This is a genomic window from Brevibacillus centrosporus, assembly GCF_003710815.1.
GTDB lineage: Bacteria > Bacillota > Bacilli > Brevibacillales > Brevibacillaceae > Brevibacillus > Brevibacillus centrosporus.
The window spans coordinates 170,941-196,679 of sequence record NZ_RHHP01000013.1 but is presented as its reverse complement, the minus strand read 5'-3'; the positions used below and the strand labels follow the sequence as shown (position 1 = coordinate 196,679).

General features: G+C 50.8%; 20 protein-coding genes and 1 tRNA gene. 10 read left to right on the top strand and 11 right to left on the bottom strand.

Going from position 1 to position 25,739, the window contains the following annotated elements:
- Window position 1: 1 nt before the first annotated feature.
- A tRNA-Ser gene (locus EDM55_RS13570) sits at window positions 2–90 on the top strand.
- A 658-nt stretch (window positions 91–748) separates the two neighbouring features.
- A complete protein-coding gene (locus EDM55_RS13565) occupies window positions 749–2,320 on the top strand; it encodes an acyl-CoA synthetase (protein ID WP_122960534.1) in 1,572 nt (523 codons plus the stop codon).
- 68 nt (window positions 2,321–2,388) lie between these two features.
- Here EDM55_RS13565 and EDM55_RS13560 read toward each other — a convergent pair whose 3' ends face one another.
- On the bottom strand, window positions 2,389–4,449 hold the full coding sequence (locus tag EDM55_RS13560) for an exo-beta-N-acetylmuramidase NamZ domain-containing protein (RefSeq protein ID WP_122960533.1): 2,061 nt from the start codon (window positions 4,447–4,449) through the stop codon (window positions 2,389–2,391).
- Between the two features lie 235 nt (window positions 4,450–4,684).
- Here EDM55_RS13560 and EDM55_RS13555 point away from each other — a divergent pair, with 235 nt between their 5' ends.
- From EDM55_RS13555 to EDM55_RS13525, 7 genes are all read left to right on the top strand, one after another.
- On the top strand, window positions 4,685–5,461 hold the full coding sequence (locus EDM55_RS13555) for a stalk domain-containing protein (protein WP_122960532.1): 777 nt from the start codon (window positions 4,685–4,687) through the stop codon (window positions 5,459–5,461).
- 83 nt (window positions 5,462–5,544) lie between these two features.
- Entirely contained in the window at window positions 5,545–6,168 is a 624-nt protein-coding gene (locus EDM55_RS13550; protein ID WP_092268200.1) for a YhcN/YlaJ family sporulation lipoprotein, read from the top strand.
- Window positions 6,169–6,290: 122 nt separating this feature from the next.
- Entirely contained in the window at window positions 6,291–9,491 is a 3,201-nt protein-coding gene (locus EDM55_RS13545) for an AfsR/SARP family transcriptional regulator (RefSeq protein ID WP_092267940.1), read from the top strand.
- A 137-nt stretch (window positions 9,492–9,628) separates the two neighbouring features.
- Window positions 9,629–10,210 carry a TetR/AcrR family transcriptional regulator gene (locus EDM55_RS13540; RefSeq protein WP_092267941.1) on the top strand — a complete coding sequence of 194 codons (582 nt, stop codon included), beginning with the start codon at window positions 9,629–9,631 and terminating at the stop codon, window positions 10,208–10,210.
- Window positions 10,211–10,249: 39 nt separating this feature from the next.
- Window positions 10,250–11,440: an HlyD family secretion protein gene (locus tag EDM55_RS13535; RefSeq protein ID WP_092267942.1), complete on the top strand. Its 1,191-nt coding sequence runs from the start codon at window positions 10,250–10,252 to the stop codon at window positions 11,438–11,440.
- Window positions 11,433–12,608, top strand: a complete 1,176-nt coding sequence (locus tag EDM55_RS13530; RefSeq protein WP_122960531.1) for an ABC transporter permease — start codon at window positions 11,433–11,435, stop codon at window positions 12,606–12,608. The genes EDM55_RS13535 and EDM55_RS13530 overlap by 8 nt, the downstream gene beginning before the upstream one ends.
- A 94-nt stretch (window positions 12,609–12,702) precedes the next feature.
- Window positions 12,703–13,215, top strand: a complete 513-nt coding sequence (locus EDM55_RS13525; RefSeq protein ID WP_092267944.1) for a DUF3907 family protein — start codon at window positions 12,703–12,705, stop codon at window positions 13,213–13,215.
- Window positions 13,216–13,331: 116 nt separating this feature from the next.
- Here EDM55_RS13525 and EDM55_RS13520 read toward each other — a convergent pair whose 3' ends face one another.
- The 7 genes from EDM55_RS13520 to EDM55_RS13490 all read right to left on the bottom strand — a co-directional run bounded on the left by EDM55_RS13520 (window position 13,332) and on the right by EDM55_RS13490 (window position 20,180).
- On the bottom strand, window positions 13,332–13,925 hold the full coding sequence (locus tag EDM55_RS13520) for an NAD(P)H-dependent oxidoreductase (RefSeq protein WP_122960530.1): 594 nt from the start codon (window positions 13,923–13,925) through the stop codon (window positions 13,332–13,334).
- Between the two features lie 25 nt (window positions 13,926–13,950).
- Window positions 13,951–15,348 (bottom strand): S8 family peptidase, encoded by a 1,398-nt coding sequence (locus EDM55_RS13515; protein WP_246070824.1) that lies wholly within the window; start codon window positions 15,346–15,348, stop codon window positions 13,951–13,953.
- A gap of 69 nt (window positions 15,349–15,417) precedes the next feature.
- Window positions 15,418–16,065 carry a trimeric intracellular cation channel family protein gene (locus EDM55_RS13510; protein ID WP_092267946.1) on the bottom strand — a complete coding sequence of 216 codons (648 nt, stop codon included), beginning with the start codon at window positions 16,063–16,065 and terminating at the stop codon, window positions 15,418–15,420.
- 22 nt (window positions 16,066–16,087) lie between these two features.
- A complete protein-coding gene (locus EDM55_RS13505) occupies window positions 16,088–16,861 on the bottom strand; it encodes a Cof-type HAD-IIB family hydrolase (RefSeq protein ID WP_092268202.1) in 774 nt (257 codons plus the stop codon).
- Between the two features lie 129 nt (window positions 16,862–16,990).
- Window positions 16,991–18,106 carry an ABC transporter ATP-binding protein gene (locus EDM55_RS13500; protein WP_092267947.1) on the bottom strand — a complete coding sequence of 372 codons (1,116 nt, stop codon included), beginning with the start codon at window positions 18,104–18,106 and terminating at the stop codon, window positions 16,991–16,993.
- Window positions 18,107–18,216: 110 nt separating this feature from the next.
- Window positions 18,217–19,236 (bottom strand): PucR family transcriptional regulator, encoded by a 1,020-nt coding sequence (locus EDM55_RS13495; protein WP_122960529.1) that lies wholly within the window; start codon window positions 19,234–19,236, stop codon window positions 18,217–18,219.
- A 38-nt stretch (window positions 19,237–19,274) separates the two neighbouring features.
- Window positions 19,275–20,180, bottom strand: coding sequence for a metallophosphoesterase (locus EDM55_RS13490; RefSeq protein WP_092267949.1), 906 nt, complete (start codon window positions 20,178–20,180; stop codon window positions 19,275–19,277).
- 164 nt (window positions 20,181–20,344) lie between these two features.
- Here EDM55_RS13490 and acsA point away from each other — a divergent pair, with 164 nt between their 5' ends.
- Window positions 20,345–22,060 carry an acetate--CoA ligase gene (gene acsA, locus EDM55_RS13485; protein WP_092267950.1) on the top strand — a complete coding sequence of 572 codons (1,716 nt, stop codon included), beginning with the start codon at window positions 20,345–20,347 and terminating at the stop codon, window positions 22,058–22,060.
- 52 nt (window positions 22,061–22,112) lie between these two features.
- On the opposite strand, the gene EDM55_RS13480 is transcribed toward acsA, so the two are convergent.
- The 3 genes from EDM55_RS13480 to EDM55_RS13470 all read right to left on the bottom strand — a co-directional run bounded on the left by EDM55_RS13480 (window position 22,113) and on the right by EDM55_RS13470 (window position 25,690).
- Window positions 22,113–23,096: a cation diffusion facilitator family transporter gene (locus EDM55_RS13480; RefSeq protein WP_122960528.1), complete on the bottom strand. Its 984-nt coding sequence runs from the start codon at window positions 23,094–23,096 to the stop codon at window positions 22,113–22,115.
- A complete protein-coding gene (locus EDM55_RS13475) occupies window positions 23,071–24,180 on the bottom strand; it encodes a flavin-containing monooxygenase (protein WP_122960527.1) in 1,110 nt (369 codons plus the stop codon). Before EDM55_RS13475 ends, EDM55_RS13480 begins: the two co-directional genes overlap by 26 nt.
- Window positions 24,181–24,328: 148 nt before the next feature.
- Entirely contained in the window at window positions 24,329–25,690 is a 1,362-nt protein-coding gene (locus tag EDM55_RS13470; protein WP_092267953.1) for a hypothetical protein, read from the bottom strand.
- Between the last annotated feature and the right edge of the window lie 49 nt (window positions 25,691–25,739).

Sequence of the window (25,739 nt, the reverse complement as noted above, 5' to 3'; positions counted from 1 at the left end):
TGGAGGGATACCGAAGTGGTCATAACGGGGCGGTCTTGAAAACCGTTAGAGTGAAAGCTCACGCGGGTTCGAATCCTGCTCCCTCCGCCATATATAAGTAGATACACGTTCCGTCAAAAGGCGATTTTGAGAGCCTTGCAGATGGGACGTTTTTTTGTTGTCTGACCTTCAAAAATTAGTTCGATCTCCCTAGCTTCCCATTATTTACTTGTGGAACCAACAGTTGACCAGGAGCATAATGGATTTGTAAGGAAATCTAGTACAAACATTTGGGGAATATGCGGCGGACTAAACCATGCAGAGAGTCGTCGCTATTTTTTTGCCCATTTTAGGCATTGTTGCCTGTATATGCTTGTAGGCAATAGGGATAAAATCGTGTATCTTAAAGACATTCACGTAAGTACTCAACGTACTATCCCTTCTCCAACCAGTATGGGTTGGAGTTTTTTTTGCTTTTTATGAGCGGAATTGTTTGGCAAAACCAATGACACAGCTGCTGTGGGTAAGCTTTTTCTGCCGAAAATGCTCGATTGACCGTTATTTTCCTTAAAATCCAGCAAAACCAATGTCGTTGAATAGGTCAGAATGATATATCCTGTACGTAAGGACTCGATTGATTCTTGGGGCCCTGCGGCAGCTTCAAAAATGCAGACGAAGCTGCCGTTTTTTTTATGGAAAAATATCAGAATATAATTGCAATAAAGAAAATTATAGTATAATACAAGAAATGATGCTAGGAGGCGTGTACATGATCGAAGCCAAAAGGGTAAGGAGAAATACGTTGGGTGATATTCTGCGCCGAAGTCACATGCGTTTTCCTGACAAAAAGGCTTTGCAGTTTGAAGAAGAAGTGCTTACCTATCGCGAGCTTGATGGAATCGTCAATCAAGCTGCGCATGCCTTAATAGAAAAGGGATTGAAAAAGGGAGACCGGGCAGCTGTCTTATCGCGCAACTCGATGGACTTTGTGATTCTCAATTTTGCTTTGGCAAAAGCAGGCGTCATCATGGTTCCCATCAATTTCATGCTGAATAAGGAGGATGTGGCTTTTATCCTAGGACACTCGGAAGTAAGTGCGGTCTTCGCATCTCCTGAGTTCCGTGGGCTTGCTCAGGGCGCGATAGAACAGTCGGGGCTAGCCATTCGGGTGAAGTTGCTTATCTCCAAGCCGGCAGCACAAGTAGAGGAATGGCAGCCCTTCCGTGAGATGCTGGAAGGCGCTGATCAACAGGAGCCGGAAGTCGATCTCGATGACGAGGATGTTGCCCATATTTTGTACACGAGCGGTACCGAGTCCAAGCCAAAAGGGGTCATGCTGACTCATAAGAGCATCATATCCGAATACGTCAGTACCATCATCGAAGGCGATATGAAAGAGGACGACGTAGCCGTTCACGCGCTGCCATTATTCCATAGCGCGCAGCTGCACTGCTTTTTAGGGCCATACATATATTTAGGTGGAAGCGGTATCATTCTGGAGCAGGCCACTCCTGCAAGCACGCTGGAAACCGTGGAGACCTTTCAAGCGACGCAGCTGTTTTGCCCGCCAACAGTCTGGATCGCGCTTCTGCGTTCTCCTGATTTTGCTTCGCGTAATCTAAGCTCTCTCAAGAAATGCTACTATGGAGCTGCCATCATGCCCGTTGAGGTGTTAAAAGAGCTCAATCAACGACTGCCAAGCGCACAGTTCTACAACTTTTACGGGCAAACAGAGGTGGCACCACTTGCAACGGTGCTCAAGCCCGGAGAGCAGATCCGTAAAGCTGGATCAGCAGGAAAACCTGCACTCAATGTGGAGACCAGGATCGTGGATGACGAAGGAAACGAAGTGCCCCGAGGCAGCATCGGGGAGATCGTACATCGTACCAGTCACGCCATGATCGGCTACTTCCGTGACCCAGTGAAAACGCAGGCTGCTTTCGAGGGAGGCTGGTTCCACAGCGGGGATCTGGGAATCATGGACGACGAAGGATTTATAACGATCGTGGATCGTAAAAAGGATATGATCAAGTCTGGCGGGGAAAATGTAGCCAGCCGGGAAGTGGAGGAGATGATCTATTTGCATCCAAAGGTATCCGAGGTGGCAGTCATCGGCATTCCACATCCATACTGGATCGAGGCTGTTACAGCAGTTGTCGTGCCAAAAGCTGGCGAAGCATTGACCGAAGAAGAGATGCTGACCTTCTGCAAGGAACGGCTCTCGGCGTTTAAAGCACCGAAATATATCGTCATTGCGGACAACTTGCCGCGCAACCCGAGCGGAAAGATTCTCAAGCGTGAGCTGCGGTTGCGCTATGACGTTCTCGCTTCTCAGCAGTAAGTCGATAGCCGTATAAAAGGAAACAGCCCGCTCTCGGACGATTGCAACGAGGAGCGGGCTGTTTCGTTCTATTTCACTGTGGATACCGTAGGGTGCTCTGGATGAATGACATCAAAGCGATATCCTTTCGACTTTAAAAAGGTAATGACTTCCGGTAGTGCCTGAGCTGTGGGAGCCTTCGTGCTGGAATCGTGCATCAGGACGACGATTTCTTTTTGGTTCTTCACTTGCTGCTTGATATTGGAGAGAGCTGCTTGAGCGGTGTATTGATTGCTTCTAGCATCGCCGTTTGTTATATTCCAGTCGATAAAGGTATACTTGCGCTTGTTGGCTTCCGCCTTGATGGACTTCATAACGGGATTCATCTTATTGTAGAGCTTTGGATCCTGATATTTGAGGCTGACTGTGTTGGAACTTCCACCAGGGTAGCGAAAGAGAGCGGGCTTGATCCCGGTGGCTTTTTCGATCAGCTGATTTCCTTTTTCCAAGTCAGCAAAGAAGGCTTCCATGCTTTTGTACACGATGCGGTAATCATGGGAGTAAGTATGGCCACCGATCGCATGTCCCTCGGCAAGCGTGCGCTTGAGGATGGCTTCGTGACCAGGAACATTGCGTCCTACAATAAAGAAGGTTGCCTTCACATCAAATTTTTTTAAAATATCGAGCACTTGTGGTGTCACCACAGACGGTCCGTCATCGAAAGTCAGGTAAGCGACTTTATCGGTAGCGGTTGGCTTCGCAGGAGACTTTGGCGCAGCTGGCGGTTTGGCAGCAGGCTGTGTCGACTCCGCAGGCTTTGTCACAGGCGGCTTTGGTACAGGTTGTGACGGCTTTGCAGGTGTGGTCGTTCCCCCTGTTGCTGGCTTGGACGGCGCAGGAGGCTGACTTGTTTGGGCTGCAGCTGGTCTGCTCACAATCGGCAAGAGAGGCTGATAGGGCTCCTCCCCATAAATAAGGAAAGACTTGCGCGTTTCTTGAAAGGTCGTCAGCTGTGCGGAGTAGGACGCTTCTATATCTTGCGGGCTTTTTTCCTGCTCCAGAATTTTACTGATTTTGTCCGTTCCCATGATTTGGACAAATAGCGGAATTTCATTCGCGCTGGTTTTGGGGACGGGAAAATGACTGAGCTGTCTAGCGTATGCCAAAGCGTACATGCCTGTCTTGGCTGGGTTAAAAAGATGCGGGTCGGTAATTTGCATGCGAACTCCGCCAGCGGATTCTTTGTTTACAGGGAAGAACATGACACCTGGCAGGAGGCTTGCGTTCAGGAGATCAGCATACTTGCTCGCATCGATTCCCTCAGCGCCGATCCATGAATAAGAATTTTCCACACGCAGGGCGGTTCCTGCCCCAATGCCGGTAGCCAGGGAACTGTACACAGAAGGGAGAGTCGGCAAATCTGGCGTGCTATGTTTCCAGGCTAGACCCGTTTCCTGGTACAGCATGGATCGCGTATACCCCTGCATAGGGACAACGGTTAGATCAGCACCGACATTTCGGTTAAAGTATAAAGCAAGCTCACCGATCGTCATGCCATGAGCGAGTGGCAGGATATCAGGGCCAATATAGGAACGATAGGCAGGTTCGAGAACGGGTCCATCGACGATACGCCCTCCAAGAGGATTGGGGCGATCCAGAACGATGACTGGCTTGCCGAGACGCTTCGCGGCAGACATGCAGTCATACAGATTCGTAATGTATGGGTTTGTTCGGGCACCGCTATCCTGTACGTCTACTAGCAAGACATCCAGCTTGTCGAAGACTTCTTTACTGGGCTCGCGATGGGCAGCGTTCATGCTGAAAACGGGAATGCCGTATACCGGATGCGTGCTGACTCCTACTTCAGAGGTGATCGGCTGCTTTCCATCCAGACCGTTTTCTGGAGAAAAGAGAGCTACTAGGCTAACCGTGCGATCTCGTCTGAGCATATCGATGGTGCTGACTCCTTGGCTGTTGATTCCCGTTTGATTGGTGAGGAGCCCCACTTTTTTGCCTTCCAGCAAAGAATGAAATTGCTCGAACAGAACATCACTTCCCAATTGAATGGCAGTAGTGTTCGCAGAGCTTCCGCCAGGCGGAATCATGCAAAAAATGAGTGCGAGGATGAGGAGCGGAATTAATTTTTTCATCGGCATTGCCTCTTTCAAAGGAAAAATTTCGTCGCTGTATGTCCATTGTAACGGTTTTTTGGGGAAAGATGGTTTCATTTTTGTAACAATTTGAAAATAGTTCGAAAGTATCCATTTCTTCCCTGCTTATTTTCATAGAATCCAGCATGAAACATAGAATGATTAGCTTGCAACGGTCTACTTCCTATAGTAGATTAAGAACCGTGTGAATCTTTATTGAAATGGAGTGGACGAAATGCTTAAAAAATTCGCCTCGCTTGTACTGGCTATTGCGCTTGTACCAGTGGCAGCTTTTTCTGCATCCGCAGCTTCTGCGCCAGCTGCCATTAAAGTGGAATACAACCAGAAGGCAATTGTATTTCCTGACCAAAAACCTGTCATTCGAGACAGCCGCACCTTGGTGCCAATCCGACCAATCGCAGAGAGCCTTGGCTTCGATGTAGACTGGAACGAGCAAACGAGAACGGTAACGATCAACAAAGGTACGAGTAATGTCCGACTGGTTGTTACACAAAAAATCGCCAAGAAAAACGGACAAACCATCAATTTGGATGTACCTGCACAAATTATCAACCAGCGGACGATGGTGCCTGTACGTTTTATCGCGGAAGCCTTGAGCTATAATGTGAATTGGAACCAAGCGACTCAAACTGTTCTGATTACGGACGAGCAAGCTACTCAATCGAATGCGACCGCAGAGCCCAAAGACAACAGCGCCACACAAAAGCCGGCAGCAAATGAAGCTGCAGTCAAGTTGATTGATCGTACTACGATCAAAGGAAGAACATTTACGATTGCTACAATTGGTTTGTATCGTGTAAGCGGGAATGTCGAACCAGGTAGTGAAGTAGTGGTTACGCTGGAGGACAATACCTTTGAAGTAGACGTAAATGCGGATGGATCCTTTGAGTTTAACAAAGATACCTATGATGGAATTCGTAATTTCACGCTGAAGGCAGAAAAAGATGGAAAAGTCGATACCTATGAAGGCGAGTTTGTAAGCAATTCGTAAGGAATTGGCAAAGGAATCCCCCTACGATTTGTGAGTAAGAACACCTCCTGCACATCACACTATGGGCAAGGAGGTGTTTTTTGTTGAAACGAATTCAAGTGGGAATCTGCGCTTCCATGATGCTCGCCGGTTTGCTTGCAGGCTGTTCGCCAAACAAAGAACAGGGATCGGAGGATTTGAACGGAAATCAGGCGAAGTACGAATCGTACGGGATCAACTATCGCAATGACAATGCCGGGCTGGATAAAGGCCCAGCGGCGATGATTAGCCAAAAATACGTACACCAGCGCGAGCCACATCTCGTTTCCAGGCTGGAAAGACACGCCGAGAAGATACCGGGAGTAGTCGACATCAAAGTGCTGGCGTATAAAGATACACTCCTCGTGGGGGTACTGCCGATCGATACGCCGAAGCCTGATGAGGTCAATCCACACCCCAGCATTCCCTATACGAAAGGCAAGATCATTCGCAACGACAACGGCCACACGGATGCCCTGCAAAAACGGGTAGTCGACAGAATGCGCGTTCGTTTGCAGACCGAATCCCAGTACAATATTATGTACGTGTCCACGAGTCGGGCTTTGTACGATCGGATCGCTGATCTGCACGAGCGGATTATTCGTAAAGAGCCGGTGAGTCATGAAGAGTTTCAAGTTTTGATCAACGACATTGGATACACGATCAAGGGCTACAATTTGGTCGACTGACAAAGCACCACCTGGATTGTCCGGGTGGGCTTTTTGGCGTTTGCACTCCCGAGGCAGGAAATACAGCAATAAAGGGGAAATAACAAAAGAAGAGAGAAGGAGAACGGCAAGGAGTGCAATGTATGAAAACACCGCAGGTCTCGATCACAAAAATAACCCCTCCCACCCCAAAACCATACGTGCTAAGGCGTCCAACTTTGGCGAAAAAGCTTCGTCTGATGGATCACGTCCCGTTTTGCGTCGTGCACGCAGCCACTGGCTACGGAAAGACCATGGCAGTCGCTACGTTTTTGCATGATGCCGCGAGGGAAACGTGCTGGTATTTCTTGTCCGAGGTGGATCTAGAGCTATCCGCATTTCTGTACGGGCTGATGGAGAGCGTGCGGCGTGTATTGCCTCACTTTGGTGAATCGCTGATGCAAAAGCTGACCGAAGAGACCGAAGCGCTTGAGCCACATCGGTTGGCAGAGTTGTTCGTTCGGGAATGGATGCAGCTGCAGGCGCATTCTGACTACTTTGTTGTTTTAGATGGGTTTCAGTTTATTCCAAAGGACAGTCCAGTTGACGTGTTCGTTCGAAAGCTTGCTGGACAGCTCCCCCATCGCTTCAAGCTGGTGGTTTTATCTCGAACCCGTCTGACGTGGACAGAGATGGAGCTATGGAAAACGCGAGGGGATTGCTTGGAAGTGGATACAGCCGATTTGACGTTTTCCAGGGATGACAGCGAAGCCTTTTTTCAGGATGAGTACGACGTCTGGCTCTCGGACGAGGAGTGGAGCCGCGTGGAGCAGGTTTCACGCGGCTGGGTGCTCTCGCTACGTTTCTTGGGAGATAAAATGGCGATGGGGACCTCCGTTTCCGAAAGCTTACGGGACTTGTCGCGGTTGGTTCACTTGCTGGACGCGGAGGTATGGAGTCAGCTGGACGGCTCCTTGCAGACCTTTTTAATGAAATGCGCTGTGCTGGAACAGTTTGAAGAGGAGGATTGCCGCCAAGTCCTCGGAAATGAAGGCGTAAAGAATCTGAGAGAGGCGCACGATGGCAATCTGTTCATTTCCGTGGATGCACAAGGGCGGCATTTCTTCCATCCGCTCTTCCACCGGCTGCTTGCAAGTAAGCTGGCTTCCCATAGTGACCTGTATTTGGAAGTGAACGAAGCGGCTGCCCTTTGGTATCGACGAAAAGGGGAAGACGGGAAAGCCTTCGAGCATTTGCAGCTGGCAGCAAAATGGGATGTGCTGGGAGAGTGGCTCTATCAGGCATCCGAGCGATTACTGATGGACGGAAAGCTCGATGTTCTGTATCACTGGATCACGCTTTTGCCCGACACGATCAAAGAGGAAAAGCATTGGCTGTGGTTTTATCAGGCTGAGGTAGAACGTTACCGCTGCCACTACGTAAATGCATTTGGGTCGTACCAGCATTTTATTGACCTAAGCCAGACCAAGCATGATCTAATCGGTCAATGCCGAGGCCTGGAGGGAATGGCACGTGTACACCTCGACAGCGTTCAGGGCGGAGATCGTGCGGAGACCTTGCTGAAGCAGGCGATTGAGCTTCTTCCTCCGGCGGAACAAGGGCAGGAAACGGCTCCTAGACTGTACCGGGTGCTTGCCGAGATATACACCAATCGCGGGGACGCAAAACAGGCTGCAGAATGGTATGGAAAAAGCCAAGAGCTGGAGCAGTTGACAGAGGTGGAGCTCGAATCACGGCTACTGTTTCGCACCGGGCGACTGCAATCCTCCATCCAACTGCTGGAGAACAAGTCTTTAGACGAGAGAAAGAAGCACCCAAAGCTGACACGTTCGTACCGGGAGACTTCCCTTCTTCTTTCGTTTGTGTACGCCTTGAACGGAGACTGGGAGCGCGGCTGGCAAGCGGCTGAAACGGCGATTGAGCTGGGCAGAGCGGCGAACTCTCCTTTTGTGGAAGCGAATGGCTACGTCCGAAAAGCGCATGCAGCTCTGATCAGCCAGCAGCTCCCAGCGGAAGAAATTCGTCTGCTGTACGAAAAAGGGCTGCGCATGATGGAGGAGCTGCAGTCCACGCGTGGAAAATCGGAAACGCTCCTGGGACTCACATTGCTGTACGGCAGGGAAAAAGCACTTGATCTCGCCTTGCAATACGGCGAGCGAGGCAAGCAGGAGACGGACGCGATGCGAGACGACTGGCTGAACAGCTTGGTTCGTATGGCGATCGGGATTGCTTATGCGACCTATGGAAAGGACAGAGAGGCTCAGGAGGTCTTTGCCGATTGTGTGGAGCGGCTGAGCAAATGCGGTGACAGCTATGGTGTCGTTACCAGTCAGCTGTGGATCAGCTATCTGGCCTATCGCAACAAAGAATGGGACAAATTCGTACCCGCCATGACCCAAGCCTTGTCACTCATGCAGTCTGGCGAGTATCACTTCTTGCTGAGACGTCCGACGATGCTTACTCCTCAGGACGTTCAGCAGCTGATGCCTGTGCTCATCGAAGCGGAGCGGCGTCAAGTATCGCCGGATTACGTTTCTCAGCTGCTGAACGATCTAGGTCTGCAAAACGTGACGTTCCACCCCGGCTACACACTGCGCATACAAACGCTGGGGCAATTCCGTGTATGGCTTGGGGAAAACGAACTGAGTGAAAAAGCATGGCAGCGCGGTACTGCCAAGCTGTTGTTTCAGCTCCTGCTCACCAAACGGCAGCATCTGCTCGCTCGAGAGGAGATTATGAACCGCCTGTGGGCAGACAGTGACGAGGAGTCGGCGATCCGGGACTTCAAGGTTGCATTAAATGCTTTGAATAAAGCGCTGGAGCCGAACCGAGCAGCAAGAGCCGAAACATTTTTCATCCAAAGGCACGGCAGCTCCTACGGATTTAACCTCGCTTCCGGCTATCACATCGATGTCGAAGAATTCGAGAAGCTCGTCACGCTAGGTTTCGCTGAAGCAGACCCCGTGCAGGCGGCGATTTTGCTCGAAAAAGGGCTAGGGTATTACCAGGGGGACTATCTGCCGGAATGCCGCTACGACGACTGGTGTGTAGAGGAAAGAGAGCGGCTGCAAGCCTTGTTCCTACGGGGAGCCGAGAGACTGGCGAAAATCAGGCTGGAGGAGAATCGCCTGGAAGGGGTGATCCGCTGGTGCGAGGCCATCCTGAAGGTAGATGACTGCTGGGAGGAAGCCTACCGCCTGCTGATGACAGCCTACTACCGATTGAATAATCGCAAGCAGGCTATTCGATGGTACGAAAAATGTGTGGCCAAGCTTCAGGAGCAGCTGGGGGTTGCGCCCATGCTCGCTACGCAGGAAACGTATCAAAAAATCATGACCCAGTAAGACCGCCACGACGCGGTCTTTTTTTCATGCAAAAACAAGGGAGACATAAGGCGGGACTCTCTTGACAAAACTAGGAAGGCAAATTACACTGTTTTTGTACTGACCAGTCAGTTCAAAAATGAAAGGAGATGGGAGTGATGGCCTCATCAAAAAAAGACCAGATTGCGCAGGGGGCTTTAACTGCGTTTGCCCAGTACGGCTTTAGTGAAACTTCGATGGACACGATCGCAGAAGTCTCGCAGGTCGCAAAAGGGACGCTATACTACCACTTTTCCACCAAGGAGGAGCTGTTTTTATACGTCATCGAAAAAGGCGTGAAGATGCTGATTTACCATGTAGACAGTGTCATGCAAAAGGAAGATCTATCACTGGAAGACCGCATGATGAGTGTGTTGGATGAGCATCTTCGCTTCTTTTCCGAAAATCAGGAGCTTTGCTTCTTATTGCTGAGCTTCTTTACGGGTGACGAACAACGAGATCAGTTGGTCGGAAGTCTGTTGACCGGGTATTTTACCACCATGGAGACCTACATGACCGATTTGCAGCAAAAAGGATATATTCGAGCAGATGTGGAGATACGGACTTTGGCTTCGGCTCTGTTTGGCATGATCGGATTCACCGTTTTGCGCAAACAGTTTCGGAAGGAGCCGCTGAACACGGATGCAGTTCGGGAGACGCTGCGGACGATGCTGGCGGGTATCTTGGATAAGCGTTGCTAATCTACAAGAAATACACATACACAAAAGAGGGGAAAACAGATGAACAAGCGTGCATGGATCGGGGTGGCTGGCTTTGCGGCCGGCATCGCAGTATTGGGAACCGTATTATTTGGACCGGGAGTAGGAAACGTCTCCGGGCAGCGAGCGGATAAAATAGCAGGGGTCATTGAGGGAACCGAAGTCGACTTGTCCTTTAAAATGGGCGGCTCCATCGAGCAATTGTCCCTCGCCGAGGGCGATGAGGTCAAGGCAGGGCAGCTGGTTGCCACGCTGAACAGTGAGGAGCTTTTGGCAAAGAAAGAACAGGCAGAGGCAGCCTATCGTCTGGCGCAAGTAAAGCTGGAGCAGGCGAAAAAGGGAGTGTCTCTGACGGATAGCTCGAGCGATGCACAGGTGGATCAGGCAAGCGCGCAAGTAAACTCCGCTGCTGCTCAATTGGCTGCAAACAAAAATGGTGCGCGGGTTGAAGAGGTCGCTCAGCTGAAAGCGAAAGTACAGGCCACAGCTACAGCGAAGCAGATCGCGGCAACCAACCTGGAGCGGATGAAAAAGCTGTTTGCAGAAGGGGCTGTCCCCCAAGTAAAAGTGGAGGAAGCCGACATGCAGTATCAACAAGCGACTGCAGAGAACAAAGCGGCTGTTGAGTCGCTGAAAATGGCACAGTCGGGAGCCAGACGCGAACAGGTAGATGCAGCGCAGGCCCAGCTGGATCAAGCGAAAGCGGCGTACAATCAGGCGGTAGCAGCGCGCGGACAGGTAGGCCTGAAAGAGCTGGATGTGAAATCGGCAGAAGCGGGTGTCCAGCAGGCAAAAGGGGCTTTGGCGGAGATCGAAGCGTATTTGAACAACACGAAGCTGACTGCGCCTGTTGACGGTGTCGTGAAATCGGTAGCGGTTCAAAAAGGCGAATTGGTCGCACAGGGCTTTACCGTGTTGACCATTCAGTCCAAAGCAGATAACTATGTGAAGTTTTACGTGGATGAGTACAGCCTGTCCGCTGTAAAAGCGGGAGATACTGTGAAATTGTACGTACCGGCATTGAAACGGGAAGTGGATGCAAAAGTCGTTACGGTTGCCCCTGCTGCGGATTTTGCGGTGAAAAAAGCGACACAGGAATTAGGGGACCGAGATATTCGTTCCTTCCAGGTGAAACTGATTGTGAATGATCCGCAGCTGCGTCCGGGCCTGACGGTCGAGTGGAACGTTGAAGGGGCTGGTAACGGTGAGTAACTTCTCCCGCCTCTTCTGGACAGAATGGCAAAACCTTTTTACCAATAAAACAATTCGGAACATCATCTTCATCGTTCCATTGATGTATTTGACCTTGTTTGGCTTTTTGTACAGTGAGAAAAAGGTCATGCATATCCCGACGGTCATGGTGGATGCGGATCAAACAGAGCTGAGCCGGGAGCTGTACCGTGCATTTGAGGTCGATCAGACCTTTCAAATCACTTCCATTGTCGGGACCGAGGAGGAAGCGATGCGGCTGATTGACCAGGGGCAGGCAAACGTCGCCTTGATCATCCCGGCAGAATTGGAAAAGAACGTGAAGGCGGGACGAGAAGCAGAAGTACTGACGGTTATCGACGGTAGCAACATGATGATCTCCAACACGGCTGTAAGGACTGCCAGTACCGTAGTTAAGACGGTCTCAGCCGGTGCTACCCTCAAAAAGCTGGAGGCAAAAGGGGGTTGGGGAGAAGAGGGGAAAAACCTGTACACAGGGATCGATTACCGCTATCGGGTCCTTTACAATCCGACCTTTAGCTACATGTCCTTCATGGTCTTCGGGTTGGCAGGAACGGTTCTACAGCAGGTGCTGTTTCTCGGCATTGCGATCTCCGTGACGCAACAAAAAGAAGCGGGAACCTGGCGAAGCACGATGGAGAAGAACAGCTTTTGGTCAATAGCAATAAGCAAGCTGCTCCCTTATTTTCTGGCAGGAACACTCAATATGTTTATCGGGTTTACGCTGTTGCTGAAGGTATTTGGCATCCCGTACTACGGTAGCACGGTCAATCTCATGCTCATCGCAAGTGCCTTCAATTTGGCGGTCCTGTCGATCGGCTTTGCGATTTCCTTTTTCTCCAAAGACCAGCTGCAGGCAACCCAAACGGCTATGCTCATTGCGGTTCCGTCCTTTATGCTTTCCGGATTTACGTGGCCGTTCATGTCTATGCCAGCTGGAGTGGCTGCGATTGGAAAATCTTTACCGCTTACCTATTTTTTACATGGAACCAGAGAAATTTTAACGAAGGGACACGGGCTGTCCCAAGTCACGTCTGATCTCCTGATTTTATGCTTCATGTCCGCGCTGGGCCTGTTCGCAGCCTATGTGTTCTACCTGGTACAGACAAGGAAAAAAACGGAAAAAGTGGGCGAGTCGGCAACGGTTTAAGAAGGGGAAAAAGGAAAAGAATCTCTTGTGTTGTAAAGAATCTATCCTATATACTTACTTAAAAAAGGCAGATTTTCAACGCAAGGGGGACATTATGTCAGCGACTCATCTGAAACAATTGTGCGAAGAGACGTACACCAAGTTGAAAAAGGTAAGCATGGAAGTGGAACGCTATTTGAACCAGGTGACCTTATCCAGCCTAGTTTCCCAGTCCGGTGATAAGGAAGAGTACGAATCTTACTATCGGACCTATCTTTCTGACCTGCGCCATTTACTTGTATACTGCGAAAATGCGTACGACAGGCTAGGGGTTTCCCTTCGCCGAGCACGATTCAATGAGGAGTTTGCCGAAGAAGTTTTGTATCAGGTCTACCATACCTGTGTCAATAACTTCTACTACCCCAAAGGCGAGGTCTATGACGAAGACGGTCGCTATTCCTATACCGGACAAGACGCTATTATTTTCCGCAAACAGGTCACCCCTGAGCTGCAGCAGCTGACGCTATCTCTGTCCAAGGTATTTGAGCAAATGCGAGATGATCTGCAATATTACGAAACGGATTATATCACCAAAAAACGGATGCAGAAGGAGCAAGCACAGGCATAAGTGCGAGCTGACTGCAAAAAAAATGGATAGAGGTTCAGTCATCAACTGAATCTCTATCCATTTCTGTTTATCTGGCTATTGCTTTGAGCGCTTGAGGCGAAGGGAAGTAACCGGACTTACACGCCTACGGGCTGACGGATGTGCAGCATGCGCTCGTCCACCTGGCGAAGCATGTTGCTGAGCGCTCCTTCCTCGTTATGGGAGACGGCAGCGAAGTTATGATAGTCGACATGATAACCAATCATCCCAAGGGTGCCCTCGGCAATTTGTTTTTCGATGACCGCATCCATGCCTTTGCCAACCAATTCTTTCGCCGTTTCCCGAGTCGTTGTAAACACCATGGCCTGCTTGCCCGCGAGCAAACCGACAGGACCTTTTTCCTCGTAATGAAAAGCAAAGCCATCTGTAAAGACGCGGTCGATATATCCTTTTAAAATGGCAGGGGTTGACCACCACCATACGGGATAGATCATAACGAGCAGATCCGATTCGGAGATGATGGTTTGTTCTTCGAGAATATCGGGAGAAGCGCTACCTTGCTCAACCAGCTTCATATCCTCTGAACGAAACACCGGCTGAAAGTTCATCTTGTACAGATCGCGCAGCTTGTACTCGATATTTTGCTTCTCCAGCGCTTGGGTAACATGGGATAGAATCGCGTGACAAAAGCTGGATTCACCTTCATGGGCAAACAGGATGCAAGCCTTCATATCTCTTCCTCCTCCAAAAGTTTCTTCATTCAAAACCAAAGCGAAGACGCAGCAAAAATTTGTTGAGGAGGCCGCCAAAAGTTGGTGGGGTTTGCTCGGATTGGGCTGGCTCCGTATGCAGCTGTCTTAATGTTCGATTGACGTCGATCATCCCATATCCGTACAGCTGGTCATGTCCAGGTGGCCCCAGATCGAGGGCAGAGCTGCGAATGAGCTCCATCACGTCATGGGATTTCATATCCGGATGCACGGAGCGTACGAGCGCTGCCAGCGCGGCTACATGTGGACATGCCATGGACGTCCCGGACAGGGAGGCATAGTCGCTGTAAATGTAGGTGCTGGGGATATCGACCCCGGGTGCTGCAACGTCTACATAGTCCCCAAAATTGGAGAAATCGGCGCGTTCCTTCAGGTGATCAACGGCAGCAACGGAAAGCACTTCGTCATAGGCAGCGGGGTAGCTCGGCTGATCAGATGCGTCGTTTCCGGAAGCCGCGACCAGCACGACATTGTTGTCGTAGGCGTACTTGCACGCTTCCTTCAGAGCGGCTGAGGATGTGTAGTTACCTACGCTCAGGTTAATGACATCCGCACCGTGATCCGTCGCCCAGTAAATGCCTTGCGCGATGTCTACTGCCGAGCCTGAGCCGTCAGCACCGATCGCTTTGACGGGCATCAGCTTGCTTTTCCAGGTCATCCCGGCAATGCCGTCGTTGTTGTTTGTTTTGGCCGCGATCACTCCGGAGACATGTGTGCCGTGACCATTGTCATCCTGAGGCTTATTGCTGCCGTCAAGAACGTTGTAGCCCTCTACGAGCTTGCCTTCAAACTCTGGGTGCTCCATGTCTACCCCTGTATCGACAACAGCAACAATGACGTCACTGCTGCCCTCACTGACATCCCAGCTCTGTTCCATTCCAATCAGCGGGAGGTTCCACTGGTACTCCGTATAGTAGGGATCGTTCGGCGTTCTGTTCGGAAGCAGAAGAAAGTTTGGCTCCGCAAAAACGGAATCCGGATGCTCGGCCAGCTTCTTCATCAACTGCTTGGTAGTGAGGCTGCGTGATTTGATGATGATGAATTTGTCAAAGTCCCGTTTGATTTTGGCATCGAGGGAGGCGACCATTTTGTCTATCGTTTTCTGATCAGGGCGCGGTGAAAAGCGAACAACGACTTCATGCTCGATATAATGGCTCCGATCGCGAGGGTTGTGATGCAGCGTCTGAATGTGGCTGCGCTTCTCCAAGCCTCGGCGTATGTCTTTTACTTGTTCGATGTAGTTGATCCTCGGGATACTGGCATTCAGTGAAGTGACCCGAGGATGGGGCTCGCGCATTTCCTGCTCTGCATTTTGATGCATGCGATAGGGAACGACGACGAGCCCGACCAAAGCGACAGCGACGACAATTGGGGCAAAGCGCAAAAAAATCACTCCCTCATGTGCTTATGGATATAGCCTGCACACCGAGAGAGTGATTATGAAGGTAAAAGCTTACATTCGATTGTTTAGAGGTCGTGGAGCAGAAGAGGGGGTGGGGGTAGGACGCAGAGAGCGGCGTGGAAGCTTCCAGCCCCGATAGACAGAAACCATTCTGCACCCGATGATAGCAGAGAACAGTGTATACAGCTCTGGAATTGATGTCGCCCATTTTAAGCCGACCGCGACACCAGCCACCATGGCCCAAACCGCATAGATTTCTTCCTTGAACACGAGTGGCTTACGTCCTGCAAGCACATCGCGGATAATCCCGCCGCCGATACCGGTCAAAACAGCAGCGACGATCGTTGCGCTGAGGGGATAATTCATTTGAGTTGCATACATCGCCCCCTGAATCGCAAAAGCGGAAAGCCCGACAGCATCGAAAAACAGTCCCCATCGGTTCCAATAGCCAATATATTTGTGGGGGAGGACAAAGACGATGAGCATAGATACGAGTGCGATAGTAAACAATGTGCCTTGATTCCAAAAAGCAGTAAGCGGGATTCCCAGCAAGATGTTGCGCAAAATCCCTCCACCAAAAGCGGTAGCCATCCCCAAGACGATAACGCCGAGAAGATCGTATTCTTCCTCCATCGCGATGACAGCGCCGCTGATCACGAATGCGACCGTTCCAATAATATTAAACCATTCCCAAGACATGCTTTTTCCTACATCCTTCCTACTAAATCAGCCCTAGTTGTAATAATCCATGATGAATGCCGTCCTCATCGACGTGACGGGTAATGCGGTTCGCAAATGGTTTGAGCTCATCGTGGGCATTCCCCATCGCGATTCCCATTCCGACGTAGGCGAGCATCTCTTTGTCGTTCAGTCCGTCTCCAAACGCGACAGCTTCGTCCGGGCTGTAGCCAAAATGGCGCAGGGCAGCTTCAATGCCTTTTGCCTTCGAGCCGTTTGGCGGCAAGACGTCCAGAACTTGCTTGTGCCAGCGTACATAGGAAACCTCATGGAAACGATCGACATACGGCTCCTCTTCATCGGCATTGCAATAAAGAAATGCTTGATAAATAGGTGCTTCCGCCCAGTAGCGGTGACGATGAGCGGGAGCAGGCAGGCGCAAGGAATCAAACGATTCGATGACGTACGGATGATCGCTGACGTTTGCATAGCAGCTGTCTGCACTGAGGAACACCATGGGATGCTGGTTTCCGTCTGCCATTCCCTCAAGCTTCGCCAAAGTCTCTGTAGAAAAAGGCGTGTGTGCGATCACGTTGCCTTTACTTACCACATAAGAGCCGTTAAAGCTGACAAAGGTATCGATGCCCAGCTGATTAGCGATGTTCGACAAGTGATAAGGCGAACGCCCCGTGGCAATGGCAATCTGGACGCCTTTATCCTTCAGGCGCTGCACGGCTTCGAAGGTTGCTGCCGGTATGGCATGCTTCGTATTGAGCAGGGTACCGTCAATGTCAAAAAAGACAATTTTATACGCCATTTTCTTTCCTCTCCACTCTTTCTCTGTATAATCCAAGAACCAGGAAAATCGTGCCTGATCCAAAAGATTTGATCGTAAAAAATAGAAAAGGGAATGTCGGAAAAAAGACATTCCACCTTCACTTTGCTATTAGAATACAGCCAGTTCCGTCTCGCTGTCAAATACGTGGCATTTGGACAAATCCATTCCCAGTTTTACCTTCATACGAGGCTTCAGGCCTTCTCTGGCATCTACACGAGCAACCATTTGTGTCTGGGCTATATTATGGAAATAAACGTACAGCTCCGAGCCCATATTTTCGACGACATCCACATCTGCTTCAAGGAAGCTGTCAAATGGATTCGCTTCGATAAATTGCGCGTCACTGTACAGGTCTTCGGGGCGGATGCCGAAAATGACGCTTTTGTTAACGTAGCCTCGCTCACGCAGTTGTTTGGCCTTGTCTGTCGGGAAGGTCACGATCAGCTGATCTGATTCGAAAAATAGCTGGCCCTCTCGTTCGACGACACTGCCCTTCACGAAGTTCATCGCAGGGGAGCCGATGAAGCTGGCGACAAACAGATTTAGCGGATGATTATAAATTTCAGTAGGTGTCGCTACCTGTTGGATGAGTCCATCTTTCATGACAACGATACGATCTCCCATCGTCATGGCCTCTGTCTGATCATGAGTAACGTAGATGATCGTGGTGTTCAGGCGCTGGTGGAGCTTCAAAATTTCCGTGCGCATCTGAACCCGCAGCTTGGCATCCAGGTTGGACAGCGGTTCATCCATGAGAAAAACCTGTGGCTCACGCACGATTGCACGGCCCAATGCTACCCGCTGGCGTTGACCACCGGACAGCGCTTTTGGCTTGCGGTCGAGCAAGTGGGAAATATCGAGGATACGTGCAGCCTCCTGAATGCGTGCATCGATATCCGATTTGGAAAATTTGCGCAGCTTCAGCCCGAAAGCCATGTTCTCATACACATTCATGTGAGGATAGAGGGCATAGCTTTGGAATACCATGGCGATATCCCGATCTTTTGGGGCGACGTCGTTGACGCGTTTTTCTCCGATGTACATATCGCCTTCCGATATTTCCTCCAAGCCAGCAATCATGCGCAGGGTCGTCGATTTCCCGCATCCAGACGGACCGACGAGGACGAGGAATTCCCGATCCTGAATTTCCAGATGAAAGTTATCTACTGCGGTTACGTTGTTGCCGTATTTTTTGTAAATGTGGTTTAAGGTTACTTTTGCCATAATCGTGGATACCTCCCAAGCAGCGTGAAGAGAATCATGGATGAGGTTCTACCACAAGGGTACCAAGTCATGGCAGATGGCTCCACGGTAAAATTGCACGAATTGTTTGGTCAATTTTGCCGAAAAAGCAGCAATAGCCGGAAAAGGATGGCATGTGGAAACTGTCGCGGGTCAAGTCCCGTTTGCTCTGTCAGCTTGTCCAAGCGGTAGAGAAGGGTATTGCGATGCACATACAGCTGGCGGGCCGTATCGCTGATGTTCCACTGGCAGTGAAACAGCGTCTCCAGTGTCTCGATCTGTTCTGCGTTTAAGGTATGAGCGGTGATGAAGGGAGGAAGGCTGCGCAAAAGCTCGAGTCTCGTCTCGGATGGCAAGGCTTGCGCCCACTGCTCTAACGGATATTGCCAGGAGCCGGCAACCATGGTCCGAGGACGAAAAGTGGTCAAGGCGTGGGACAGGGAGAGAAGCTCTTGCAGCGCTTTTCCGAGCAAAAGCGGCGTCGAGATCGTTCTGCTCACCAAAAGGCGGACATGCTCCATCTGCTCGGTCGAAACGAGATCATGCAGCCCGGATGCCCACTCCAGTAAATCTTCCGGATCGTTTTGATTTCCAAGGATGGAGATGGGGACGAGAAGCAAATAATAGGAGCGACCAAGCGGGATTCCAAGAAAAGAGGAATCCTCTCCTTTGAAAAAGTCTTGGAGCAAGGGCTGGAGGGTTTGCCACTCAAATACGCTCTCCCATCTGGAATGCTCCATGAGAAAAACAGCGCGCGGCTCACGCCAGGACCAAAGCTGTTCGAGGCGAGCTGGGGGGGAGATCGGTGAGCCATGACAAATGCTATGTAACCAGGCGGAGACCTGATTGATTACGGATCCGCCTGTTCTAGTGGCTTGCGGGGTGAAAAAAAGACGGAGCAAAGCCCTTGCTGATTCATGCCAGGAGAGACTCTCAATGAAAATAAGCCAAACCGCGCCCGAGTCGTCCTCCGTAATGGCCGAAAGCTCCCACCCGCGCTCTTGGTGCTCAAGCAGGAGCTGGTCGACAGATACACGAGAGGTCTGAACGCAAATAATAGGTAAACCAGTTTCTTGACGAATCTGTTCAGCGTAGTTCATCCATTGTTCCATGCAAGCGCTCTCTCCTCGCCCTTTTCTTGCATTATACCTCAGTCAAGGGCGAGCGTGGCAGAAGCTTCCTGCATAGAAGTGGCGAAGGGTGCATTTTGTCCGTGGGGGAAATAGGCTGAGCCTGCCATGGTGTGCAGGGTGATTTCCGGCCGCGAACGCAAGCGGATATTGAGCCCAGTCTGCCCCAGACCTTCACTGATGTAAAAAGGGCGCCCATCCACGTGATGCAGCCCCACTACCATGTTCAGCTTAGGCAGCTTTCCCATTTTCGCGAGGTGAAACGGGCGCGGCCAGTGAATCTGCCCTCCGTGGAAGTGACCGGAAAGCAAGTAGTCGTACGAGTAGTCCTTCATGTGCAGGACCACGTTTGGATCATGGGTGAGCACCAGTCTTGCCCCTGTCATGGGTACGTGCTCAAAAGACTTGCCTAGCTTGCAGTGTCCTGTTGAGAAGTTGTCTACTCCAATGATGTGCAGTGGGTTTCCGCGATGGGAAACCGTTACATGCTGGTTGATGAGTACCTTGCAGCCGATGCGCTCTAGCTCCGTTTTCAGGAGGGCGAGCTTGGAGGCTGGCAGTACGTAATCGTGATTGCCGAAAACGACGTAGGTGCCGAGAGCAGGCTGCAGCGTCATCACCGTTTTCACATAGTGAATCGCCTTCGGAATGTTTTTTTGACGGTCTAACAGATCTCCGGTGATCGCAATGAGATCGAGCTGACGATCGGAAAAATCTTCGACGACTCTGGATGCTTCCACAGAGATATTTTCCATGTGCAAATCAGATAAGTGCAAGATAGACAACGGCTCCCAATCCGCGGGATCAGGGAGTCTGCGGGAAGGCTGAAGCGGGACGGATACATAATTGGTATGCACGTCAAATGTATTGCGGTAAGCGCGAATGAATAACAGGGCGATAGCTACGGCAAGGAACAACCATATCATTTCCGGGTGCCATCTCCTTCTTGGGTGTGAGTACCGCTCATTATACTAGATTTGCACGATCTTCGAATAAGTAGGTTACTGGCAGAAGGAATTTACGAAGAAGTGCAGAAATATTAAGAAAGTTGAATGAAAAAGAATCCATTGGAGTCTAGGAGAGTGAAAGTATGAACGTGGAAAAAATTCCGGCTACGGAAGGCCGGTTTAATCTGGGCAATTACGACGAAGTCTACGCGAACTTTGATTGGGCTGAAGTGGAAAAACAATTCTCTTGGCACGAGACAGGGAAAGTAAACATGGCGTACGAAGCCATTGACCGCCATGTATTGACTGATCGTAAAGACAAAACCGCTCTCATATACAGTGATTTGACTCGTGATGAAACGTACACGTATGCACAGCTTAGCGAGCTGTCCAATAAATTCGGGAACGTCCTGCGCGGGCTGGGAATTGCAAAAGGAGACCGCGTATTCGTCTTCATGCCTCGTACGCCAGAGCTTTATGTAAGCGTTTTAGGGACGTTAAAAGTAGGAGCAATCGTAGGGCCTCTGTTCGAGGCGTTCATGGAAGCAGCTGTGCGCGATCGTCTGGAAAACAGTGAAGCTGTTGCGATCATCACCACACCTGCGCTGCTGCCTCGCATTCCGGTGAACGAACTGCCTGCTTTGAAGCACGTAATCGTGGTAGGCTCCAAAGACGAGCTGCCAGAAGGACAAATCAGCTTCGAAGCAGCGATGGCAGAAGCCCCCTCCGATTTTGAAATCGAATGGGTGGATCGTGAAGACGGAATGATCCTGCATTATACGTCTGGATCTACGGGGAAACCCAAAGGTGTCTTGCACGTGCACAATGCCATGATCCAGCACTATCAAACAGGAAAATGGGTACTGGACCTGCAGGAGGACGACATCTACTGGTGCACAGCCGATCCAGGCTGGGTAACGGGTACTGCCTACGGGATCTTTGCCCCTTGGCTGAATGGTGTGACAAACGTAGTCCGCGGTGGACGTTTCACACCGGAATCCTGGTACGAAACCGTGGAAAAGTACAAAGTCAGCGTCTGGTACAGCGCACCGACATCCTTCCGCATGCTGATGGGAGCAGGGGATGAGCTGGTCAAAAAATACGATTTCTCCAACCTGCGTCACGTTTTGAGCGTCGGTGAACCACTCAATCCAGAGGTTGTGTATTGGGGCATGCGTGTATTCAACCATCGCATTCACGATACATGGTGGATGACGGAGACAGGTGGCCAGTTGATCTGTAACTACAAATCCATGGCGATCAAGCCTGGCTCGATGGGCAAACCGATTCCGGGTGTCTACGCATCTATCATCGACGACCAAGGCAATGAGCTGCCGCCAAACCGCATGGGGAATCTGGCTGTCAAAGTCGGCTGGCCAGCAATGATGCGTCAAATCTGGAACAACCCTGCGAAATATCAGGAGTATTTCCACATCCCGGGCTGGTACGTTTCTGGCGACTCTGCCTACAAGGATGAAGAAGGTTATTTCTGGTTCCAAGGACGTATTGATGATGTGATCAATACATCGGGTGAGCGCGTTGGCCCGTTTGAGGTAGAAAGCAAGCTGGTCGAGCATCCAGCTGTAGCGGAAGCAGGGGTGATCGGTAAACCGGACCCTGTTCGTGGAGAGATCATCAAAGCGTTCATCGCGCTGCGTGCCGGTTATGAGCCTACCGATGAACTGATGGAAGAAATCCGCAAGTTTGTGAAGGAAGGTCTGGCTGCGCATGCTGCGCCGCGTGAGATCGAATTCCGCGACAAGCTGCCGAAGACGCGCTCCGGTAAAATCATGCGCCGCGTCTTGAAAGCATGGGAGCTGGGCTTGCCGACAGGCGACCTGTCTACCATGGAAGACTAATAACAGAACAAGCAAAAACCATCTCCTATCAACAGGGAGATGGTTTTTTTCGCTAATGCTCGTGTCCCTGACAAGTATGCGCGTGATTGTGCGCTTCATGGTCCTCCTGATGAGGGCTTTCTTCACAATGAAGTCGATCGTGATGGACGGAAGAATTCTCGATTTGGATTGTCGCGTGCGTGATCCCAAAATCATGCTCCAATACCTGGAGAGCCTGTGCCAATATCGGATAGCTAGGCAAATCGTCCGCTGCGATTAAATGGCAGGTGAGGGATTCGAAGCCGGAAGTAACGGTCCACACATGCAAGTCATGTACAGCAGTGACACCTTCCAGCTGCTGCAGCCTTCCTGCGATCTCGGTAGTGTCAAGTCGGCTTGGCGCTCCTTCCAGCAGGATATGGACGGATTCCTTTGTAACCCGCCAAGCGCTGAGCATGATGAGGATGGCGACGACTACACTGATCAGGGGATCGGCGATATACCAGCCAAATGACCACATCAAAATTCCGCCAAGAATGGCGCCGATGGAACCCAGCATGTCACCGAGGACGTGCAGATAGGCGCTTCTGACATTCATATTTCCCTTGTAGTCTCCACGCATGAGGACAAAGGCAGCTGCGACGTTCGCCAACAACCCGACAGTCGCAATGATAATCATGGTTCCACTGGCGACCTCAGGCGGTGCGAGGAGGCGCTGGTAGGCTTCCCAGATGATGATCAGGGAAATCACGACGAGCGTGACACCGTTGATCAAGGCAGCCAAAATTTCAAAGCGGTGCATCCCAAACGTCTTCTGGGCAGATGGTGGGCGCGAAGCAAAGTGAAGGGCAATCAAGCTGAGCAAAAGAGCCGAGGCGTCGCTGAGCATATGGCCTGCATCGGATAGGAGCGCCAAGCTGTTCGTGAAGAAGCCTCCGATAATTTCTACAATCAAAAACAGCGTGATGATGCAGAGGGATACAAGCAGAGCCTTTTTGCTGGCACCTCTGCCATGGTGATGGTGACTATGATCATGAGAGTGATGGTGGTGTCCCATACATCGTGCCTCCTATAGAAACAGTTTCCGTGCGAAGAAAGTCTACAATTTCGTTTGTCAGTATAGCCGCGTCATGGCCAACGCCGCCCATCAAGGCAGACAGCCGGTTGCGCTGCCACGGCAATCCCAGAAAAAACAGTCCGGGAACTGGGGAGACGCCTTTTTGATGGAAAGGGCGGCCTAGCTCGTTGCATGCACCGGGTACGTCCAGCCATGCATAGTTGGGGCGATAGCCCGTTGCCCAAATGATCGTTGAAAAGTCAGCGGTGCTGCCATCTTCAAAAGCAGCGGTACAGCCTGACAGGGATACGGTTCGTGGTGCTATTTTTAGTTTGCCAGCACGTTGCAGCTGCCGAAGCTCTTTTTTGTATCCGAAAATGGGGTCAGGCAATGAGCGGTACAGCCTTCCGAGCCGGGAAGAGGAAGGAGCAGTAAGCAAGCCCAGTGAGCGGAGGTAATAAAAAATAGTTTTACCCAATATGGAAAGCGGCAGATGGGTTCGTGACTGCCCGATGGATAAAATAACGGAATGCTTTTGCGCCAGCTCGGTCGCGATTTGGATGCCTGAATTCCCTCCCCCAACAACAAGTACGGTGCCTGGATTTATCTGCTGCCCATTTCGAAAAGTGGCCGTATGCCATTGCGCGATCTCCTTCCCGACATGGGCATGCAGAGAAGGCCGATAGGGCTCTTGAAAAGGCCCAGTCGCGACAACTACTGACCGAGTACGAAAAACCTGCTCCTGCGTGTGCACCTGATAGCTCCCTCCCTGGTTTTCCACGCGCAGGACTTCCACACCTAGCCGGATGGGGAATGAATGGTAGTGGGCATACATTTCCAAATAATGAGCCGCTTCATTTTTGTCTGGAAATCCATGTCGATCTCCGGGAAAGGGGAGTCCGGGCAAATCATTAAAAGCACGTGGAGTGAAAAGGACCAAAGAGTCGTAACGTTCGCGCCAGCTTGTACCGACACGATCATTTTTTTCCAGAATGACAAAGGAAAGCTTATGTCGCTGAAGGTAGTACCCGATGGATAACCCCGCTTGGCCTGCGCCAATCACGATCACGTCGTAGTCAGTCATGTGTATCTCCTCTTTCTTGACTGTCTTTTCCTAAATCATACCAGATAAAATACAATATTCAAGTAATCATTTGAATGTTTATTTGAACAGCAAAAAAAGCCGTCTCGCAAAAGACAACGGCTTTTCGGAAGGAAAGTGAAAAACAAAACTAGCTAGCGGTACGAGAATAAGCACGGTGTGGCGATAGATCTCCACGATGCCGAACATACAGTGGTCCCCAAGAAGGGTTGGCATCGTGCATCGTTTTCAGCAAGGCAGTCATACGGGGAAAGGCATCGGAAATGGGGACTTCACCCGCAATGGATGCCGTGACCGCAGCAGCGACGACATGTGCGGCATACATGCCTGAAACGACGCAATCGTGAACAGCTTGTGATTCGGACAAATGTGTGCGGAGATTCCGAACGATTTTTTCATCGTGATTCTGCCAGTTTTGAATTTGACCGAGGGCATGCCCCTCCAGACTATTTAATCGTGCATTGGTAATGGTGCGAGCGACAATCGCCGCTGACTTTTTGGCAGTCTCTACATCTAAGGAGGTCCTTCCGAGAAGAATTCCTGAGTGGTCTTTATCTGTTTCTTCCTCTAAGGCTTCCGCCCACTCGGTGGCATTGTCGAACTGGAGGAGGCGAACGGTCTCGGCGGCTAGGTAGCCTCGAAGAATATCTGCTGGGTGAGGATCGTTTTGTGGACCCGTGTTGCGCAAAGTGGGCACTCCCGTGTATGCCTTGTTCAATCCGCGGAAATAACCGATCAAACCGATGCCTGCGGCCGGGCCTGTATTTAAAATGCCGAGGACATCCGAGGCGGTCTCATCGATACGCAGTGCCCAGTAGTTGGCTAAAGTAGAATTGGACAGCTCATCAGCCAAAGCGTCGTAAACATGATGCTGCAGCTCGGCAAGCAATCCTTTGTCCGCGTGCAGGATGTCATGTCCGGCTGTCTCGTGGCCAAGCGCTGACCACGCCAACAAACCATGCCGAGCGTTGGCCGGAGGGAGGTTGACAATTCCTGTTTTGATGTCAAAATGGGCGGCAGCTTCAGCCGTCCAGGTATAGGGTCCAAACTGGGGGCGTCCCCATTTCACGAGAGGAGCGATCAGGCTTTCATCTGGTGGCTTGATTCCTTTCCTGTCTTCCTCACTTAAAAAGCCGTCGTACAAATCGCTGACTACTTCCTGAAAGGCATCAGTTGCTTCACGTTCGTACGCTTCACTGTTTTGGAGAATGGCGTGGGCAATATCCAAAAACAACCCTGCCTCCCGTTCTTTTCGAGGATCGCGGCTAAGCATGCTGTTGAATCCAGCCTCGGAAAGCTTGTCCACGGCTAGCATAAACGGTTCATAAACATGTACGCGATAAAGCGGCGGGAGGGTGTCGGCAGCATCTTGCAAACGCCCGTACAGAGAGTGGTACTCGGCAGGATCTGCTGGACCCGTGTTTTCGTCCATGGCAGCGGACGTGACGTCGTCCATGCAGGCTAACAGATGGCGGAAATCAGGATGGTTCATGCGTGACGCCTCCATTCGTCTAGAGAGTAGGTGCTCCGGACACGGTTAC

Excerpts from the sequence above, each read along its gene's own strand:
- EDM55_RS13565 (WP_122960534.1), top strand. The coding sequence starts at position 749 with ATGATCGAAGCCAAAAGGGTAAGGAGAAATACGTTGGGTGATATTCTG.
- EDM55_RS13560 (WP_122960533.1), bottom strand. The coding sequence starts at position 4,449 with ATGAAAAAATTAATTCCGCTCCTCATCCTCGCACTCATTTTTTGCATG.
- EDM55_RS13555 (WP_122960532.1), top strand. The coding sequence starts at position 4,685 with ATGCTTAAAAAATTCGCCTCGCTTGTACTGGCTATTGCGCTTGTACCA.
- EDM55_RS13545 (WP_092267940.1), top strand. The coding sequence starts at position 6,291 with ATGAAAACACCGCAGGTCTCGATCACAAAAATAACCCCTCCCACCCCA.
- EDM55_RS13540 (WP_092267941.1), top strand. The coding sequence starts at position 9,629 with ATGGCCTCATCAAAAAAAGACCAGATTGCGCAGGGGGCTTTAACTGCG.
- EDM55_RS13535 (WP_092267942.1), top strand. The coding sequence starts at position 10,250 with ATGAACAAGCGTGCATGGATCGGGGTGGCTGGCTTTGCGGCCGGCATC.
- EDM55_RS13525 (WP_092267944.1), top strand. The coding sequence starts at position 12,703 with ATGTCAGCGACTCATCTGAAACAATTGTGCGAAGAGACGTACACCAAG.
- EDM55_RS13520 (WP_122960530.1), bottom strand. The coding sequence starts at position 13,925 with ATGAAGGCTTGCATCCTGTTTGCCCATGAAGGTGAATCCAGCTTTTGT.
- EDM55_RS13510 (WP_092267946.1), bottom strand. The coding sequence starts at position 16,065 with ATGTCTTGGGAATGGTTTAATATTATTGGAACGGTCGCATTCGTGATC.
- EDM55_RS13505 (WP_092268202.1), bottom strand. The coding sequence starts at position 16,861 with ATGGCGTATAAAATTGTCTTTTTTGACATTGACGGTACCCTGCTCAAT.
- EDM55_RS13500 (WP_092267947.1), bottom strand. The coding sequence starts at position 18,106 with ATGGCAAAAGTAACCTTAAACCACATTTACAAAAAATACGGCAACAAC.
- EDM55_RS13495 (WP_122960529.1), bottom strand. The coding sequence starts at position 19,236 with ATGGAACAATGGATGAACTACGCTGAACAGATTCGTCAAGAAACTGGT.
- EDM55_RS13490 (WP_092267949.1), bottom strand. The coding sequence starts at position 20,180 with ATGATATGGTTGTTCCTTGCCGTAGCTATCGCCCTGTTATTCATTCGC.
- acsA (WP_092267950.1), top strand. The coding sequence starts at position 20,345 with ATGAACGTGGAAAAAATTCCGGCTACGGAAGGCCGGTTTAATCTGGGC.
- EDM55_RS13480 (WP_122960528.1), bottom strand. The coding sequence starts at position 23,096 with ATGGGACACCACCATCACTCTCATGATCATAGTCACCATCACCATGGC.
- EDM55_RS13475 (WP_122960527.1), bottom strand. The coding sequence starts at position 24,180 with ATGACTGACTACGACGTGATCGTGATTGGCGCAGGCCAAGCGGGGTTA.
- EDM55_RS13470 (WP_092267953.1), bottom strand. The coding sequence starts at position 25,690 with ATGAACCATCCTGATTTCCGCCATCTGTTAGCCTGCATGGACGACGTC.